At 71.1% G+C, this 17,675-nt stretch carries 16 protein-coding genes; 11 read left to right on the forward strand and 5 right to left on the reverse strand.

Going from position 1 to position 17,675, the window contains the following annotated elements:
• The first annotated feature begins 21 nt into the window (after positions 1 to 21).
• On the forward strand, positions 22 to 276 hold the full coding sequence (locus tag PU704_RS13745) for a hypothetical protein (protein WP_277551726.1): 255 nt from the start codon (positions 22 to 24) through the stop codon (positions 274 to 276).
• A 50-nt stretch (positions 277 to 326) separates the two neighbouring features.
• Here PU704_RS13745 and PU704_RS13750 read toward each other — a convergent pair whose 3' ends face one another.
• Genes PU704_RS13750 through PU704_RS13760 form a run of 3 tightly spaced genes read right to left on the reverse strand, consistent with a single transcriptional unit; the run spans position 327 to position 5,475 of the window.
• Positions 327 to 2,711 (reverse strand): GNAT family N-acetyltransferase, encoded by a 2,385-nt coding sequence (locus PU704_RS13750; protein ID WP_277551727.1) that lies wholly within the window; start codon positions 2,709 to 2,711, stop codon positions 327 to 329.
• On the reverse strand, positions 2,708 to 4,012 hold the full coding sequence (locus PU704_RS13755) for a lysine N(6)-hydroxylase/L-ornithine N(5)-oxygenase family protein (RefSeq protein WP_277551728.1): 1,305 nt from the start codon (positions 4,010 to 4,012) through the stop codon (positions 2,708 to 2,710). Before PU704_RS13755 ends, PU704_RS13750 begins: the two co-directional genes overlap by 4 nt.
• Positions 4,012 to 5,475, reverse strand: a complete 1,464-nt coding sequence (locus tag PU704_RS13760) for a pyridoxal phosphate-dependent decarboxylase family protein (protein ID WP_277551729.1) — start codon at positions 5,473 to 5,475, stop codon at positions 4,012 to 4,014. Before PU704_RS13760 ends, PU704_RS13755 begins: the two co-directional genes overlap by 1 nt.
• Positions 5,476 to 5,680: 205 nt before the next feature.
• Here PU704_RS13760 and PU704_RS13765 point away from each other — a divergent pair, with 205 nt between their 5' ends.
• Genes PU704_RS13765 through PU704_RS13785 form a run of 5 tightly spaced genes read left to right on the forward strand, consistent with a single transcriptional unit; the run spans position 5,681 to position 10,937 of the window.
• On the forward strand, positions 5,681 to 6,778 hold the full coding sequence (locus tag PU704_RS13765; protein WP_075872171.1) for an iron-siderophore ABC transporter substrate-binding protein: 1,098 nt from the start codon (positions 5,681 to 5,683) through the stop codon (positions 6,776 to 6,778).
• Positions 6,779 to 6,791: 13 nt separating this feature from the next.
• Positions 6,792 to 7,874 (forward strand): FecCD family ABC transporter permease, encoded by a 1,083-nt coding sequence (locus tag PU704_RS13770; RefSeq protein ID WP_277551730.1) that lies wholly within the window; start codon positions 6,792 to 6,794, stop codon positions 7,872 to 7,874.
• Positions 7,871 to 8,944 (forward strand): FecCD family ABC transporter permease, encoded by a 1,074-nt coding sequence (locus PU704_RS13775; RefSeq protein ID WP_277551731.1) that lies wholly within the window; start codon positions 7,871 to 7,873, stop codon positions 8,942 to 8,944. Before PU704_RS13770 ends, PU704_RS13775 begins: the two co-directional genes overlap by 4 nt.
• The gene (locus PU704_RS13780; protein WP_277551732.1) at positions 8,941 to 9,876 is read left to right on the forward strand and encodes an ABC transporter ATP-binding protein; all 936 of its coding nucleotides are present in this window, start codon (positions 8,941 to 8,943) and stop codon (positions 9,874 to 9,876) included. The genes PU704_RS13775 and PU704_RS13780 overlap by 4 nt, the downstream gene beginning before the upstream one ends.
• Positions 9,873 to 10,937 (forward strand): siderophore-interacting protein, encoded by a 1,065-nt coding sequence (locus PU704_RS13785; RefSeq protein ID WP_277551733.1) that lies wholly within the window; start codon positions 9,873 to 9,875, stop codon positions 10,935 to 10,937. The genes PU704_RS13780 and PU704_RS13785 overlap by 4 nt, the downstream gene beginning before the upstream one ends.
• A gap of 27 nt (positions 10,938 to 10,964) precedes the next feature.
• Here the strand turns inward: PU704_RS13785 and PU704_RS13790 are convergent, their stop codons facing one another.
• Together PU704_RS13790 and PU704_RS13795 are read right to left on the reverse strand one after the other, a co-directional pair.
• Positions 10,965 to 12,146 carry a glycosyl hydrolase family 8 gene (locus PU704_RS13790; protein ID WP_277551734.1) on the reverse strand — a complete coding sequence of 394 codons (1,182 nt, stop codon included), beginning with the start codon at positions 12,144 to 12,146 and terminating at the stop codon, positions 10,965 to 10,967.
• Positions 12,147 to 12,415: 269 nt separating this feature from the next.
• Positions 12,416 to 12,940: a PQQ-dependent sugar dehydrogenase gene (locus PU704_RS13795; RefSeq protein WP_277551735.1), complete on the reverse strand. Its 525-nt coding sequence runs from the start codon at positions 12,938 to 12,940 to the stop codon at positions 12,416 to 12,418.
• Here PU704_RS13795 and PU704_RS13800 point away from each other — a divergent pair.
• The 5 genes from PU704_RS13800 (at position 12,939) to PU704_RS13815 (ending at position 17,526) form a co-directional block, all read left to right on the forward strand.
• Complete coding sequence (locus PU704_RS13800; RefSeq protein WP_277551736.1) at positions 12,939 to 14,534, forward strand: recombinase family protein; 1,596 nt, start codon at positions 12,939 to 12,941, stop codon at positions 14,532 to 14,534. The genes PU704_RS13795 and PU704_RS13800 overlap by 2 nt on opposite strands.
• Positions 14,535 to 14,916: 382 nt before the next feature.
• A complete protein-coding gene (locus tag PU704_RS13805) occupies positions 14,917 to 15,195 on the forward strand; it encodes a hypothetical protein (RefSeq protein ID WP_277551737.1) in 279 nt (92 codons plus the stop codon).
• Between the two features lie 135 nt (positions 15,196 to 15,330).
• A complete protein-coding gene (locus PU704_RS13810) occupies positions 15,331 to 15,636 on the forward strand; it encodes a hypothetical protein (RefSeq protein ID WP_277551738.1) in 306 nt (101 codons plus the stop codon).
• A gap of 837 nt (positions 15,637 to 16,473) precedes the next feature.
• Positions 16,474 to 16,872, forward strand: coding sequence for an HNH endonuclease (locus PU704_RS20075; protein ID WP_420871641.1), 399 nt, complete (start codon positions 16,474 to 16,476; stop codon positions 16,870 to 16,872).
• Between the two features lie 45 nt (positions 16,873 to 16,917).
• On the forward strand, positions 16,918 to 17,526 hold the full coding sequence (locus PU704_RS13815; protein ID WP_277551739.1) for a hypothetical protein: 609 nt from the start codon (positions 16,918 to 16,920) through the stop codon (positions 17,524 to 17,526).
• Positions 17,527 to 17,675 lie beyond the last annotated feature (149 nt).

Raw genomic sequence — 17,675 nt, forward strand, 5'->3', positions numbered from 1 at the left:
CTTCCCGCGAAGGACATCACCATGAGCGCACCCACCGTGACCCAGCACAGCCCCACCCCGTCCCCGCAGGGCCGGCCCTGCTCCTGCCTGGGGCCGGACGAGACCTTCCCGGCCGCCCTGGCCGCCCTGAGCATGGGCGAGCTGCAGGTGCTGCACTCCAGGATCTGCCGCCAGCTCGACCGGGAGTACCTGACCGGACCGGAGGGCCCCCACCCCTGCACCACCGACCGGCTCCAGGAGGTCGTGCACGAGCTCGACGCCCGCGACGCGGCCTGAGCCCCTCGTTCCGTCCGCCCCGCAGGGACGGGGCGGACGGAACGGCCGGGTCAGCGGACGGGCACCCGGGCCGCCACCGGGTTCTCCAGCGTCCCGGCGTACTGCAGGGACGCGGCCTGGTCCGTGAGGTCGACCATCTGCAGGGTGTTGAGCAGCTGCAGCCGGTTGAGGCAGGAGTGCTCGAAGCGGGGCGCGAAGAGCGGCACCCGCGCCGCACCGGCCGGATCGGCCTCGGCCACCTCGTGCAGGCACCGCGCCGCCAGGTCCCAGAACGCGCCGGCCGCCAGCAGCCCGTCGGCCTCGAGCAGGCCCGCCAGGTGGCGCAGCACGCCGTCGAACACGTCGGTGTGCACGGACAGGGACGCGGTCGCGGGGTCCACGACGTGCCGGATCCGGTCGAGGCCCTCCGGCAGGGGACGGTCGGTGACGACGGCGACCTCCTCGCCGATGTCCTTCATGATCGCCCGCCGCGGGACGTGCTCGTGCAGCACGAGGACCACGTTCTCGCCGTGGGGCATGAACACGAGGTCGTGGGCGAGCAGGCACCGGGCGACCGGGGCGAGGTAGGCGTCCAGCAGCCGCCGGACCCACTCCTCGGCGCTCAGCCCGGAGGCCCGCACGTGCACGGAGACGAGCGGGGTGCCCAGGGCGTCCACGTGCAGAAGGGAGGCGAGGGTCGCCAGCCGCTCCCCCGGTCCGGTGCGCGCCACGGGGCTCTCCCGCCACAGCGCCGCGAGCATCTTGGTGTGCGGGCCCTCCTCCCCGTGGCCCGAGGCGGCCGCGCGGTGGTAGGCGTCCCCGGTGTAGCCGATCGCCGCGACCTCGCGCAGGACCGAGAACCCGGTGCGGGCCAGCACCGGGTCGGCGGCCACGAGGTCGGCCACCCAGTCGTTGATCGCGGGGGTGTCGCGCATGTACCGGGGGGAGAGCCCGCGCAGGAAGCCCATGTTCTGCACGGCCAGGGCCGTCTTCACGTAGTGCCGCTCGGGGCGGGTCGAGTTGAAGAAGGTGCGCACGGACTGCTGGGCGCGGTGCGCGTCCCCGCCCTCCCCCAGCAGCACGAGGTCCCGGCGGGCGAGGTCGGGGGCGAAGGTCACGGTGACGCGGTGCTCCCACTGGTGGGGGTGCACCGGCAGGAAGCGGTAGTCCCGTGGGTCCAGGCCCAGCCCGTTCAGCCGGGCCTGGAAGCGTGCGCGGGTCCCGGGGTCCAGCTCCGCGGCGTACAGGGCGTCCTCGTCGAGGCCGCGCCCGGTGTCGAGGCGGCTGAGCGGGCGGCGCGCGGCCACCCACACGAGGTGCACGGGCCGGGCCGCCTCGGGGGCGTACCGGTCGTGCTCGGTGACGCCCAGGCCGATCCGCCCGTTGTTGGCCACGAAGCCGGGGTGCCCCTCGGTCATGGCGGCCTCGACCTCCTGGAAGCCGGCGTCCGCCAGCGCCGATGCCGGGCGGGTGCGGTGCACCAGCTTGTAGGCCGCGGAGGCGAGGGTGCTCGCGATCTCCTCGAGGTAGGTGGCCAGCAGGTGCGCGGGGATGCCCAGCTGCGGGGCGAGCTCGGTGACCAGGGCCTGGGCGTCGGGCTCGGCGGCGACGCCGGCCACCGTGCGGCGCAGCGAGCCCTCGTCGAGCACCCAGTGCTCCAGCGGGGTGCGCCGCGCCCGGAACCGGTAGCGGGCGGCCCCGGCCCGGACCTCGAAGGCGTCCTCGCCGACCGGCTCGGGGTGCACCAGCCGCTCGTGGGCGAACTCGGCCAGGGCCTTGCAGCACAGGTGGCGGTGGGCGACGCGCATCGGGTGCAGGCCCAGGTGGCCGGCCTCGGCGGGGCCGGCGGGGCCGGCGGCGGCCGGGACCGGGCGGGCGGACCCCGCCAGCTCCGAGGCCTCGAACTGCTCCCGGGTGCAGGTGCTGAGCAGCGCCGTCTTCTCCGGCAGCGGCAGGGGCCCGTGGACCTCGAAGCCCGCCCGGGCGTTGAGCCGGTGCACGGCCTCGTTGCGGACGTCGGGCTCGACGACGACGCGCCGGGTCCCGGGCCGCTCGAACAGCCCGCGCAGCGTGGCGGCCATCAGGGCGGCGCTCGTGCCGGGCACCGGGGTCCGGGCCGGGGCGAGGAGCAGGTGCATCCCCACGTCGCCGGCGCGGTGGGCGTAGCGGCCGGCGAGGAGCACCTCGGCGGGGTCGTAGGTCTCCACGACGCCCAGCGGGACCCCGTCGAGGCGGGCCAGCCGGGCCTCGCAGCGGGGGTGGGCCGCGACGGCCTCGAAGGCGCCCCGGACGGTGGCGGGGTCGGCGTCGAGCAGGCCCCAGAAGCGGGACCGGGGGTGGGTCAGCCACGCGTGGAGGAGCTCCACGGTGGGTCCGTCCAGCACCAGCGGCTCGAGGGTGAGGACGCCGCCGGGGGTGGCGAAGCGCTCGACGGGGGCGGGGTGCGGGGTGCTCATGCGGTCTCCTGGGGAATGCCGAAGGTCTGGAAGGCGATGGCGGGCTCGACCGGATAGACCTCCCGGCCCGTCACGGCCCGGAGGATCACGCTGTTGCGGTAGGCGCCCATGCCGAGGTCGGGGGCGGTCAGGCCGTGGGTGTGCACCTCGGCGTTCTGCACCCAGATCCGGCTCCGCTCCCGGTCGATCGCGTAGTCGCGGGAGACGTCGTAGCGCCCGGCGGCGTCCCAGGCGATCTCCTCGCGCACCGGGTCCAGGAAGGCCGGGACCTCGGGGCGGTAGCCGGTGGCGAGCACCAGGGCGCCGGTGGTGTGCCGCCAGCAGCGCTCGAGCTCGTCGTCGCGCAGCGCCAGCTCCACCGTCCCGGCCGCGGCGTCCCACCGGGCGCCCGTCAGGGAGGTGTTCGTGGTGAGCAGCCCCGCCGGGTGCCCGTGCACCGAGCGGCGGTAGAGCAGCTCGTTGATTCCGTTGACGAGGTCCGCGCTGATGCCCTTGTAGAGCGTCGTGTGCTCGCGGTTGAGCCGGTCCCGCCGGTGCCGGTCGAGGCCGTGGAAGTGGTCGACGTACTCGGGGGAGGTCATCTCGAGGGTGAGCTTGGTGTACTCCATGGGGAAGAACCGTGGGGAGCGGGTGATCCAGTCGACCCGGGGACCGTCCGCCCCGGCGCGCTCGAGCAGGTCCCGGTAGACCTCCGCGGCGGACTGGCCGCTGCCGAGCACGGTCACGCTCTCCCGCCCCAGCAGCTCCTCGCGCCGGGGCAGGTAGTCGCTGGTGTGCAGGACGGGTCCGGCCCCGGGCTCGACACCGGCGGGCACCCACGGCACGGTGCCCACGCCGAGGACCAGGCGCCGGGTCCGCCACTGCTCCGTCCCGGTCCGGGTGCGGGCGGTGACCGTGTAGGCGTCCGCGGCGGCGTCGCGCTCGACGGCGACGACCTCGCGGCCCCAGTGCAGGCTCTCCAGCCGCTCGCTCGCCCACCGGCAGTAGGCGCTGTACTCGGCGCGCAGCGGGTTGAAGTCCTCGCGGATGTAGAAGGGGTAGAGCCGCCCGGTCCGCTTGAGGTAGTTGAGGAACGACCAGGGGGAGGTCGGGTCGGCCAGCGTGACCAGGTCGGCGAGGAACGGGACCTGGATGGTGGCGTCCTCGAGCATCAGCCCGGGGTGCCAGTCGAAGCCCTCGCGGGCGTCGAGGAACACCGCGTCGAGGTCCTCCAGGGGCGCGGCGAGGCAGGCCAGGCCCAGGTTGAAGGGGCCGATCCCGATGCCGAGCAGGTCGTGCACGCGCCCGGTCGCGGCGGCCATCAGCGCGCCCCCGCCGCGGCGGGCAGCGGCGCGGCGTCCCGCGCGGCGGCGCGGACCAGGTCCAGCACCCGCTCGACGTCCGCGGCGGTGGTCACCGGGTTGAGGAAGGTGAACTTCAGGCAGCGGCGGCCGCCGACGACGGTCGAGGCCACGACCGCGCGCCCCGAGTCGAACAGCGCGGCCCGGACCGGCTCGACGAGACGCTCCGCGTCGTCGTCGTCGGTGCCCGGGGGCCGGTGCCGGAACAGGACGGTGGAGAGCACCGGCCGCGCCACGAGCTCCATGTCGGGGGCGTCCGCCACGATCCGGCCGGCCTCCTGCGCGAGGTCCAGGACCCGGTCCAGGGCCCGGCCGAGCTCCGGGGCCCCGACGGTGCGCAGGGTCATCCACAGCTTGAGCGCGTCGAAGCGCCGGGTGGTCTGCAGGGACTTGTCCACCAGGTTGGGCCGCACCGCGTGGCGGGGGTTGAGGTACTCGGCGCTCCAGGTCGAGAAGCGCAGGTCCCGTCCCCGGGCCAGCAGCAGCGCGGAGGCGGCCACCGGCTGGAACCAGGACTTGTGGAAGTCCACGGTCACGGAGTCGGCCCGCTCGACCCCCTCCAGCAGGTGCCGCCGGGTGGGCGAGACGAGCAGGCCCCCGCCGTAGGCGGCGTCCACGTGCAGCCACACCTCGTGCGCCCGGCACAGGTCCGCGACCGCCGGCAGCGGGTCGATCACGCCGAGGTCCGTGCTCCCGGCGGTGGCCACCACGGCGGCGACCTCGTCGCCGGACGCGGCGACCTCGTGCAGGGCCCGTTCGAGGGCGACCGGGTCCAGCGCCCCGTCCCGGCCGGCGGGCACGGGGACGACCGCGTCCGCGGGCAGCCCGAGCAGGTGGGCGGCCCGGTCCACGCTGAAGTGCGCGTGCTCGCCCGCCACGATCCGCAACCGCCCGAGGCGCTCCTGCCGCGGGGCCGGGTGCGGGCGGGACAGCCGCTGCTCGCGGGCGGTGAAGAGGGCCTGGAGGTTGGACTGGGTGCCCCCGGTGGTGAACACCCCGTCCGGCTCCCCCGCCGCGGGGAAGCCGATCCGGGCGGTGGTCCAGTCCACGAGCCGCTGCTCCACCAGCGTCGCGGTGGTGGACTGGTCCCACGTCTCGACCGCGGTGTTCACGGCCGCGGTGAGGGCCTCGGCGGCCACGGCGGGGATGGCCACCGGGCAGTTGAGGTGGGCCATGTAGCCGGGGTCGTGGAAGTGCACCGCGTGGTCGAGGTAGAGCCGGCGCGTCTCCTCCAGCGCGGCGGCGACGTCCCCGAGGGGGCGGTCGAGGTCGACGCGCGCGACGAGGTCCTCGAGCTCGGCGGGCGTGGCGGCGGAGCGGGGGCGCTCCGTGCCGGCCAGGTGGACGGCCACCGCGTCGACGGCGCCGTGCAGGGCACCGGCGTACTGGGCCGGGGTGCGACGGGTGAACAGGAAGTCGTTCATGGGCTCCTCGCAAGGGGGATCGATGGGGCCGGGGGCTCGCCTCGGAGTGAGGCAAGCCTTACCTAACCACATCGGCGCAGCGATTACATCATGCCCGTGTTGCGTATTCGCAGTTCTCCAACCTAGGGTGATCCGTGTCCGGTGGTTAGGCAAACCTTCCCTAACCGCATTCGCACCGGCGGCCCCGCCGTCGTCCGTCGAAAGGGTGGCCGTGGCCCCTCTCCTCCCCCGCGCTCCGCGCCCGCTGTCCTCCGCCCGCCGCGCCCTCGCGCCGGTCGCCCTGCTGACCACCGGGGCCCTGCTGCTCACCGGGTGCTCGACCGGGACGGCGGGCGGGGAGTCCGGGAGCGGGTCGACCGCCGCGGCCGGCGCCACCGGCGAGTTCCCCCGCACCGTGCAGCACGAGTTCGGCGAGACCACGATCGAGGAGGCCCCCGAGCGCGTGGCCACGGTCTCCTGGGTCAACCACGACGTGGCGACCGCTCTCGGCGTGGTCCCGGTCGGGGTGCCCGCCCTGGACTTCGGCGCCAACGAGAACGGGTCCACGGACTGGTTCGACGCCGCGCTCGAGGAGTCCGGCGCCGAGGCCCCGGAGACCTACTCCGAGACGGACGGCATCAACTTCGAGGCGATCGCCGCCCTGGAGCCGGACGTCATCCTGGGCGCCTACTCCGGGCTGACGCAGGAGGACTACGACAAGCTCTCGGAGATCGCCCCCGTCGTGGCCTACCCCGAGGACGCCGTGGCCTACGGGACGTCCTGGCAGGACTCCACGGAGCTCATCGGCCAGGCCCTGGGCCGGGAGGAGCAGGCCGCCGAGGTCGTGGCGGACGTCGAGCAGCAGATCGCGGACGCGGCCGCCGAGTACCCGGAGCTGGAGGGCACCTCCTTCGTGTACGGCACGCTGGACCCGTCCGCGGCCGACCAGATCTTCGCCTACACCGCGGTGGACAACCGCCCCAAGTTCCTCCAGTCCCTCGGCATGGTCCAGTCCGAGGCGGTCGAGGAGGCCGCCGCGGGCAAGGAGGACGAGTTCTACATCACCTGGTCCCCGGAGCGGGCCGACCAGCTGACCTCGGACGTCTTCGTGAGCTGGGCCGAGGACGAGGGCGTGCGCGAGGCCATCGAGAACGACCCCCTGCTCAGCCGCGTCCCCGCGGTGGCCGACGGCGCCCTGGTGCTCCAGAGCGACCAGCAGGAGGTGCTCTCGGTCTCGGCGGCGTCCCCGCTGAGCATCCCGTGGGCGCTCGAGAACGTGCTGCCGGACATCGCCGAGGCCGCGGCCTCCGCCGACGGGCAGTGAGTCCCCGGTCCCGGTGAGCAGCACCAGCACGGCCTCCCCCGCCGCCCCCCGGATCCCCGGCGCCGCCCAGCGGCGCCGGGGCCTCGCCCTGCTCGCCGCCCTCCTGCTCCTGGCGGTCTCCGCGGCGGCGTCCCTGTTCTGGGGCGCCCGCTCGGTGGATCCCGCAACGGTGGTCCAGGTGCTCGCCGGGCTGCCCGCCGCCCTGCTGGACGGCGGGTCCCAGCTCACCGCCGGGCTGGGCATCGACGCCGCCGTGGTGCAGAGCCGGATCCCGCGGACCCTCACCGCCGTGCTCGTCGGGGCGGCGCTCGCCGTGGCCGGCGCCGGGATGCAGGGAGTCAGCCGCAACCCCCTGGGCGACCCGGGGCTGCTGGGCCTGACCGCCGGCGCCTCCTGCGCCGTGGTGCTCGGCCTCGGCTGGCTCGGCGTGGCGGCCACGTGGCAGCTGACCGCGCTCGCCCTCACGGGCTCCGCCGTGGCCGCCGTGCTCGTCTTCGGCTCCTCCCGGCTGGGCGGCGGCGCCCCCACCCCGGCGGGTCTGGTCCTCTCCGGCGCCGCGGTCAGCGCCGGCTTCACCGCGCTGACCACCTCCGTGGTGCTGAGCCAGCCGGCGGTGCTGGACCGCTTCCGGTTCTGGAGCATCGGCTCGGTCGCCCGCGCCGAGAGCACCGACCTCACCGCCGTGGCCCCCCTCGTGCTCCTCGGCGTGCTGCTCGTGCTGGGCGGCTCCTCCGGGCTCAACGCCATGGCCCTGGGCGACGAGCTCGCGCGCGGCCTCGGTGTGGACCTGGGCGTGCAGCGCGTGCTGGTCTTCGTGGGCGTGGTCCTGCTCTCGGGCTCCGCGACCGCCCTGGCCGGGCCCATCGCCTTCGTGGGCCTGCTCGTCCCGCACGCCGTGCGCCGCCTCCTGGGCGGCGACTACCGCTGGATCGTGCTGCTCAGCGCGGTGCTCGGGCCGGCGCTGCTGCTGCTGGCCGACGTCCTGGGGCGCGTGCTCACCCCGCCGCAGGAGATCCACGTGGGCATCACCACGGTGGTGCTCGGCGTGCCCGTGCTGCTGGCGCTGCTGCGCCGGGGACGGAGCGTGACCCTGTGACCGGCACCGTGCTGGCCCCCGCCGCCCCGGAGGGGACCGGGGCCGCCGAGGCGCTGCGGGCGGTCCGCCGCACCCGCGCCCGGCGGAGCCGCCGCGCCGTGGCCCTGCTCGCCCTCGCCCTGCTGGCGGCCCTGGCCGTGCGGGTGCTGCTGGGGCGCTACACGGTGACGATCCCCGACTTCTTCGCGATCCTCGCAGGCGAGCAGATCCCCGGGGCGAGCTTCATCGTCCTGCAGGAGAAGCTGCCGCGCGCGGTGCTGGGCGCCCTGGCGGGGACCGCCCTCGGCTGCTCCGGGGCGCTGTTCCGCCGGGTGCTGCGCAATCCGCTGGCCAGCCCCGACATCCTGGGCATCACCTACGGGGCGGCCGCGGGCGCCGTGGCGGGCACGGCGCTGTGGGGCCTGCGCGGCACCGCCGTGTCCTGGACGGCGCTGGCCGGGGCGCTGCTCGCCGCCGCCCTGATCGCCACCGCCTCGGTGCGCCTGCGCGGCGGCGGGATCGTGGGCGAACGGTTCCTGCTCGCCGGGATCGGCGTGGCCGCCCTGGCCCAGGCGGTCACCGCCGCCATGCTGACGCGGCTGGCCCTGAACTCCGCCCAGGACGCCGCGGTGTGGACCGCGGGGTCCCTGAGCGCCGCCACGTGGGAGCGGATCACCGTGCTCGGCGCCTGCCTGCTGCTGGCGGTGCCCGCGGCCGTGGCCGTGCACCGGGCCCTCGAGCCCGCCGAGCTCGGCCCCGAGCTCGCCGCAGGACTGGGCGCGCACCCGGGCCGCAGCCGGGCCCTCGCCCTGGGCCTGGGCGTGCTGCTGGCCGCCGCCGCGACGGCCGCCACCGGCCCGCTGGCCTTCGTGGCCCTGATGTCCACCCCGGTGGCCACCGCCCTGACCCGCGGCCGGACCTCGATCCTGGCCTGCGCCCTGGTGGGCGCGGTGGTCGTGGTGGTCGCCGACTCGCTCGGCTCCGACCTGCTGGCGGGCACGCAGCTGCCGGCCGGTGTGGTCACCGGGGCCGTGGGCGCCCCCGTGATGCTGTGGCTGCTCGTACGGCAGCGGAGAGGAGGTACCGCATGACACCCGATCTGCACGCCGTGGCGGACCCGGAGGGCGAGGTCCCGGCGTTCCGGATGCGCGGGCTGTCCCTGGGCTACGACGACCGCACCGTGGTGCGGGAGGTCGACCTGGACATCCCGCACGGCGGCACCACCGTGCTCATCGGCGCCAACGGGTGCGGCAAGACGACGCTGCTCAAGGGCCTGTCCCGGCAGCTCAGACCGCTGGCCGGGACCCTCGAGGCCGACGGCCGCGGGGTGCGCGAGTGGCACTCCCGCCAGTACGCCCGCTCCGTCAGCCTCCTGCCGCAGTCCCCGGTGGTGCCGGAGGGGCTGACCGTCGCCGAGCTCGTGGAGCGCGGGCGGCACCCGCACCGCCGCTGGTGGGGCGCCCCCTCCCCCGACGACGACGCGGCCGTGGCGCGGGCCATGGAGCTCACGGAGCTCACCGAGCTCGCCGGGCGCCCCGTGGAGGAGCTCTCCGGCGGGCAGCGCCAGCGGGTCTGGATCGCCCTCACCCTGGCCCAGCGGGCCCGCACCATGCTGCTCGACGAGCCCACCTCCTACCTCGACCTGGCCCACCAGGTGGACCTGCTGGACATGCTGCGCGGGCTCGAGCACCCGGAGGGGCCGCGCCGGGGCCGGGCCACCGTGGTGGCCGTCCTGCACGAGCTCAACCTGGCCGCCCGCGTGGCCGACCGGCTCGTGGCGATGGCCGCGGGCCGGATCGTGGCCGTGGGGCCGCCGGCCGAGGTGCTCACCCCGGAGCTGCTGGCCGAGGTCTTCGGGCTGCGCGCCGACGTGGTGCCCGACCCCGTGGGCGGGCGCCCCGTCGTCCTGCCCCGCGGGCGGGCCCGGGAGGGCGCCCACCCCGCTCCGCCCGCCGTGGCCCTGGACCCGACCCCCGCAGCGGGCGCCCGTCCCGCCGCCGAGACCGTGAGGAACCTGTCGTGACCGTCACCAGCATCCCGGGGACCGCCCCCGCCGCCCCTGTGCTCTGCGTCGAGGCCGCCGTGACGTCCGTGACGCAGCTGTGCCCGTCCTTCCGCCGCATCACCCTGGCGGGCCCGGAGCTCGCCGGCCTCTCCCCCGCCCTGCTCGGGGCCGGGGACCTGACCCGGTGCCGGGACGCGTACATCAAGCTGCTCGTCCCGCCGCCCGGCCGGGCACCCGAGCGGGCGGACCTCTCCCTGGGCCTGCGCGAGGGCTGGTTCGCCCGCCCCGCCGAGGAGCGCGGCTGGATGCGCACCTACACCGTGCGCGGCGTCCGGCGCACCACCTTCTGCGGGATCGTGGTGCCGGAGCTGGTGATCGACGTCGTGGTGCACGACGGGCACGGCCAGGACGGGCCCGGCAGCCGGTGGGCGGCGGCCGCGGCCCCCGGCGAGCGCGTCTACCTGCTGGGCCCCGGCCCCCAGGAGCGGCCGTGGGCGGCCTGGGACCACGGCGTCGCGCGGCGCGTGCTGGCCGTGGGGGACGAGACCGCGGCGCCGGCCCTGATGTCCGTGGCCGAGGAGTTCGCCGAGAAGTGCGCCGAGGAGTTCCCGGGCGCGGCCGCCGCCGACGGCTCCCGCCCCCGTCTCGACGTGGTGCTGGAGGTGCCGCACCACGACGACGTGGCGGCCCACCGGCTGGCCGCCGAGCTGCCCGACGTGCGCCTGCACGTCCTGCCCCGCGCCGGCCGCGGGGCCCCCGCGGGGCACGGGCACCGGGCCGCCACGCGGCTCGCGCGCCTGCTGGGGCTGCCCGGCGGGGCCGTGGACGACGTCCTGGCGGGCCGGCGCCCGCAGCGCGGGGAGCACGCGCCGGTGCCGCTGCGGGTCGGCGAGCGGCCCGAGGAGCCCCGGGCGTGGTCGGTGGCGGCTCCCGGGCACCCCGACGTCCCCTACGTCTTCCTCGCCGGGGAGTCCGGCACGGTCAAGGCGCTGCGCCGGCTGTGCGTGGACGCCGCGGGCATCCCCAAGGACAACGTCTCCTTCATGGGCTACTGGCGGCAGGGGCAGGCGGAGTCCTGAGCCCGGCGTCCGGGTCCGCCCGCCCGGTCAGGGGCTCAGGGCGTAGGTGCCGGAGACCTGCACCATGGACAGCAGCTGCAGGGAGCTCGCGTAGTAGCCGTTGAGCTGGGTGCGGGCGGCCAGGTGACGCCACAGGGCGTCGAGCCACGCCTGGTCCCCGCCCCAGCGGGCGCCGACCGCCAGGGGCGCGATGAAGGCCAGGTCCTGGTAGGCCCCGCCGGGCAGGGTGGCCCCGCCCAGGGTGTAGCCGGTGGGCAGGCGGGCGGGGTCGCCTCCGCACTTCGTCCTGGCCCAGCGGGAGATGCGGGCCGCGGCGGCGCGCGCCTCGGGATGCCGGGACGAGCCGAGCCGCAGCGGGACGCGGCAGGAGTTGTAGTAGCAGTGCCCGTCGTGGGCGGACTCCAGGGTGTGGGCCGGTGCCGGGGCGATGCTCGCCGGCGGGCCGACCGTGAAGTCGGGCAGCAGGCCGGTCCGGGGCGCGTGCACCGACTGCAGCCGTCGGATCGCCGCCAGGTGCCGGGCCCAGACGGTGCCCCAGCTCGCGTCGCCGGTGGCGCGGTGGAACGCCCCGAAGTGCCCGATCATCCAGTCGCTGGGGCGGGAGACGTTCTGCCAGGCCCCGTGGGACCAGTCGCCGAGCTCGAGCAGCCCGGTGGTGGGCGAGACCAGGGAGCGCTTCACGGCGGCGATCCGGTCCCGGGCCAGCCGGAGGTAGTCGTAGGTGCCGGCGGACCCCCACCGCCGGTGGGCCATCAGCCAGCCCATGGCGATGTCCAGGTCCCCGTCGGTGGCGCTGTCCCCGCCGTGCTGGGTGACCATCCGGTGATCCTGCTCGGCGGCGTGCAGTCCGGGGTCGATGCGGGAGGGGTGGTCCAGGACGTACCGGGTGATCCCTTCGGCGTAGGTGCGCGCCCGGGGGTCGGCGGGGGCGAGCTGGGCGCAGAGCATCAGGCCGTAGCCCTGCCCCTCGGCGACGTAGGCGTTCGCCCCGCCCTGGGCGTCGGCGCGCACGGCCCACCAGCCGCGGGCCGCGTCGTGGCGCAGCAGCGCGGTCCAGCTGTGCCACAGGGCCCGGACGGAGGCGTCCGTCCGGCGCTGGGAGGTCGTCGGTCTCAGCACGGTGGTGGCTCCCAGGGCGGGGATGGGGGCCGCGACGGCGGGGCCGACCGCCAGGGCGGCGCCCGTCGCGAGCAGGGTACGGCGGTGCATGGGGGGCTCCGATCACGGCACGACGGAACGGGCCAGGGCCGCACGAGGGCGCCCTGTCGGTCGGAACGGCGGGCCCGCCGCGCGAGGGGTGGGGCGGTCGGGGGGACACCGTCAGGACCTGCTTATCACCGTTCGGCGCCGGGCCGGGGCCCGGGCTCGCCCCGGCGCGCCGTCGCAGCCGTCGCGCGGCAGGGCGGGGCGCCACGCCGCCGGGCGGCACCGGAGGAAGGGACGGGTCGCAGCGCGCGGCGGCGTCCGGCAGGGGCCGCTCAGGACGCGGGGCGGGCGGTGACGCGCAGCACGGCGTCGTCGCCGCCGTTGGAGGTGGTCACCCACAGCGCGCCCTCCTCGTCGAGGGTCAGCGAGCGCAGGCGGCCGTAGTCGTTCTCCAGCTCCTCCATCCGCGTGGTGCCCGTGATCCCGGCGCCCTCCACCCGGTAGACCCCCACGCCGGTGTTCTTCAGCTCCGCCACGGCGAGGGCCCCGTCCCACGCCCCCCACTGCGGGCCCTCCAGGAACGCGGCGCCGCTGACGGCCACGGTCGGGCGGCCGGAGGACCATGCGGCCTCGACCGCGTCCGGGAACTTCTCGAGGTCGGTCATCGGGGTGGACTCGTCGTAGCCGGGCACCGGGTCCCACCCGTAGTTGCCGCCGGGGCGCAGTTCGTTGATCTCGTCGTCGCGGCCGGGGCCGTGCTCCGCGGACCACATGTCGCCCGTGCCCGGCTGCACCGCGAGGCCCTGCACGTTGCGGTGCCCAACTATGAGTCGGGCACGGCATAGAATCCGGGGCATGGGACATGTTGCGATCTACTGCCGGATCAGTCAGGACACTGAACGCCTAGGGCTGGGCGTTGCTCGCCAAGAGCAAGCATGCCAAGAGTTGGCAGAGCGCAAGGCCCTAGGCCGCGCGGAGTCTTACATCGATAACGACGTGTCCGCCTACGCCAAGAGACGGCCTCAGTATGAGCGGATGCTAGAGGGCATCCGTACTGGGGAAGTGAGCGCAGTAGTCGTGTTCCACACTGACCGACTGCACCGGCAACCATCAGAGCTAGAGGACTACATCAGGGCATGCGAAGCTCTGAGACCGGCTGTGCCGACCTACACCGTGCAAGGCGGAGAGTTGGACCTGTCCACCCCTGATGGGCGCATGACGGCGCGCGTGCTGGGCGCTATGGCCAGTCGTGAGTCTGAGCTGAAAGCTAGCCGCGCCAAGCACAAGGCTGAGCAGGACAGGCGCTCAGGGCGCTACGTGTTTGGAGCCAAGGTGCCTTTCGGCTGGACGCTGCAAGACGGTAAGCCGGTGCTGAATGAGCCGGTGGCAGACATGCTCCGGCAAGCGCACTACGACGTTCTCAACGGCACGTCTGTCTCATCCGTGGCCCAAGCGCTCAACACGGCTGGGCACGTCTCGCGCAACGGGAAGCAGTGGGGGCACCACACCGCACGGCAACTGTTCCTGCGCTCGCACAACGCCGGGATCACTGTTAATCCCGAGACAGGCGAAAAGCTTGCCGACTCAGAGATGCCAGCCATTGTGAGTGAGGACGTGTGGCGATCCGTGGTAGCTACGCTCACACGTCCCGAGCGGCGTACGTCACGAGACAACGCCGTACAGCACTTGCTCTCAGGCATCATGCTCTGTCATTGCGGATCAGTCATGCGCGCCAAGCGCAGGGGCAAGGCCACTGGGCACACATGGAGTTATGTCTGTATCGAGACGGCAGGTGCCTCCGCTACAGCCAATAAGGGCAAGGTAGAGCGGCACTGTTCTAGACGAATCGAACCGGTAGACACGGAAGCGCTTAATGCATTGCGCTGGGCGCTTGAGCTGGGCGTCACGCCTGCGCAAATCCATAAGGCACAAGACGGGCAAAGCGTAGAGGAGGCAAGCGCAGAGCTGTACGGACTGCGCACACGGCGGGATCACCTAGAGCAACTGTTCAACTCAGGCGGTATGGACATTGAGCAGTTCGCACGGATGAACGGCGAACTACGCGTATCGATCCAACACGCTGAGCAGCAGTTGTCTCTAGCGCGGGAAGCGCAGGGCGCGCTTGGCATCACGACGGACGACGTAGACGCTTATCTAGCGGGCTTGGATATCGAAAAGAAACGGCATCTCATCAGATCAGTGCTGCGGATTACCTGCTACCCGGCTGAGCACAGCCGTACGCCGCTGAGCGAATGCCTAGAAGTTGTGTTCCGCGCGGGGCAGGACGGGCAGACCTGGACTGCGCTTAGCGATCAAGACGTGTACTTTGGCTATGGGCCGCGTATTGCGCGTCCCGAGGGATCGATAGACCACGATGAAAGCTACATCGTGTTTCCCACTGGGCGAGGGAAAATCAACCTTTCTGACACAGCAGCGCAGTATTCTGAGTGACGGTCCCCGCCGTGCATGGTTGCTTGCACTCACACCCTTATGTCTACGGGAGGACATTTAGAAATCCTTCTACAGATAGAAGGCTTGTTGCACGCTTACTCCGATGGAAGGTCCAAAAACCGACCAGCGGATACGCTTCACAGACTGAGGGGCACGTGAGCAATCCTGGCGCACTCACGCCACTACGTATACGGGGGATCGTTTCCGCGATCCGGTGCCACGGATACCACTACTAGCACGAGAGGTCCACGGACTGACCGTGCGACATCACTACTATGACGCGGATATCCTTTACGAGATGGAAGCTCATTGCACCAATCCCGGAGCAATGCAATCACTCATAAGGTAGAACAACAGATTTCCTGCCGGAGACGGTAGGCGCATGGCTTACAGCGAAGTGCTGTGGGCCTATTTTTATTTGGCTTGCGAGTCAAGAGAACTAAAGAGAAGAACGAAAGGAGGGAAGATGCCTCAGCTACACGGCGAGAACCATCCGCGCTCGCGGCTCACGGTCGAGGACGTGGCCGCTATCAGGCGTGACTATGTGCCTGGGCGGATCACTTATGCCGCACTCGCCAAGCGGTATGATACAACGGCACAAAACATCGGCAACGTCATCAACGGCAAGACATGGCAACAGAGGCCGCAGAAGCCTCTCTAAGCGATTAGAAAGCTCTGAGATAGCCAGGACTACCCCTGACCCATTTACGGGGCTTAGAGCGGCCATAGAGGGCCGCACGTAAGGCAAAGTCAATCTAAGCGGCATGCCCCACGACAACAACCGAAAGGAAACGAAATGACTGCTGCACCATTTAACCGCGCTGCATGGATTGAGGCCGTAGAGCGCAGCGATCTTCTTTGGAATGTGGATAAGGATATCGCTAAGGCGGCATCCGAATATTTCAATGCTCATGGTGAGCTATTGATTAGTCCGGCGATCCTTGGTGTATCGCGTCCCGTGCGTTTGGCCCGGATTGAGCACAATACACAGCGCCGGATTGGGCAGACAATGGGCGCGCTAAGCGCTTACGGTTTCTTAGTTCCGCCGGAAAACCCGGAAGAGCGCCCACCCATTAGGGCGTGCCTGCCTGTTTATGTCTAGGGAAATGAAAGGGAGATGCTATGCGAACTGATATACAGCAATGGCTTCACGCCATTGAGCAGGATGATGAGCTAAATGCTTTTGATGATGCTGTGGCGGAGCAGCTAGCGGCCCGTGTGGGGCCGCTTGGGAACGTGGCCCATATCAGCTACGGCGATCTGTGCGACAGGCTCAGCCTGGGTCGAGCGGATCGTGATGTTTGGGAAAGCCTGCGCGTACTGCGTGAGCGTGGATACCTAAACCGCTATCACGGCTCAGCATGGCAGGGCAGAGCTACACAGCACCCGACTGCGGGCTTTGAGCTAGCCACCACGTAATGAGCGCTACAGCCTGCCTCTCGCTGGGGCTTCGGCAGGGGCAGGAAGGGCACCGGAGAGGGCATGCGGGGAGGGGCGCAAAGAGCCACTAACCCTAAGCCCTGTTTTTGGTCAGTTTGGGAACAGTCCGCAATGGCTGTTCCCTTTTGTTATCTGGGCAGGTATGGTGCCTGATAGCCGAAATAAAGAAATTTCAGCGATCGTAATTGCGACAAAATGACATGGCCCCTAGACAGGCCAGCAAATGACTGAGAGGACCACATGAATGCCGAGGGAAGCACGAGCAGAGCCGTGCCGAAAAGTGCTCTGTCCAGAGGTAGGCAATGCCCAATGTGAAGCCATTGGCAACGGCGGTTACGGCTTGTGCCGGACACATCGGAAAACCTGGGAGCGACTGAACGACGACCTGCGTTGCGACTATGACGGGTGCCGAAACTACCTGTTCCGGCCTGGCCGGTCACAGCCTTTCAGCCGTGAGTGGACCTACGCGGGGCGAACCTACCGGCGTTGCAACGTGCACATGGGTACGTTTCTTCGCTGGACGCCGGAGTTATTACGGACAAACTTATCTCACTTCGGTTCGTTAGTTATTCCTAATGATGCCGGATGCTGGGAATTCCAACGTGCGTCTCGCAATCCCGCATATGGTGAGTTCATTCCCGTAGGTGATAAAAATGATGCATGGCTTGCACATAGGATAAGCTACTTCCTTTTTGTGCAGAAGCCTTTAGGCAAAGATCATCAGGTGGATCATCGATGCATGAATGGGCGATGTGTGAGACCGGATCATTTGCAAGGCGTAACGGAAACTGAAAACCAAAGGCGCCGTGCGCGTGGTAAACCAATGAAGCCGCTAAAGAATTGGACTCGTGCAGGAATTGAATTTGCGCATGAGTTCAACCTGCCAGCGCCATATTAGGCGCAGGCATAGACAACAACAACACAAACGAAAGAGAGAACCATAATGAACACCATTGAATCTGCACAGACCAACCTTGACGCCGCTCGTGCTGCTCGCGCTGAGCATGTTGCCCTGATCCAGAGCACGGCCCGTGATTACCACGGGGCCAAGGCAAAGGCTGATAGCTACCTACAGCTTCTCGGCAATGGTGAGGTTACTTCCCTGGAAGCCGGGGCAATTAAGTCGGCTCCGCAGGCGCTTGCCGAGCTTCACCAGGCGCTTACCGCTGAGCTTTCAAGCTTTGACGCTGAGGTGCTGAATGCCGAGGTGGACGTAATCCGTGCGCAGGTCATTGACTCTGCGTCGGACCTGCTGAGCTTTGAGGACCGCGAAAGGATCGTGAGCGATCTGGCCGATGCTATCGAGCCTGCCCTTGCGGTAGCCAAGGCGAAACTCGATGCACATAACCGCGTGATTGCTGGTGCTGAGTCTGCACTGCGCAACCATCGGAGCCGCGACTTGAACGGCGTGCGACTTGAAATCAATGCTTCGGTGCCGTATCTCACCGTTGACGGCGAAACGTACACTACAGCGAACGACACGGGACTTGCCGATGCTTTGGCTACAGAGCTGAACAAGCGGCGGCTTCAGTCCGCTTGGGATAACCGCTGATATCTGCGCTAGGTAGACCGGGGCTGGGCTTAGTGCTCAGTTGAGCCCCGCATGATGGTGTAACGCTCGGTGGCCGAGTTCGTCGTTGCGGACGAGGGCGCGGCCACCGTGAGATCTTTCGAGTTCACCTCTCACAGCACCCTCGAAAG

The organism is Kocuria oceani (assembly GCF_029524215.1).
GTDB classification, from domain to species: Bacteria; Actinomycetota; Actinomycetes; order Actinomycetales; family Micrococcaceae; genus Kocuria; species Kocuria oceani.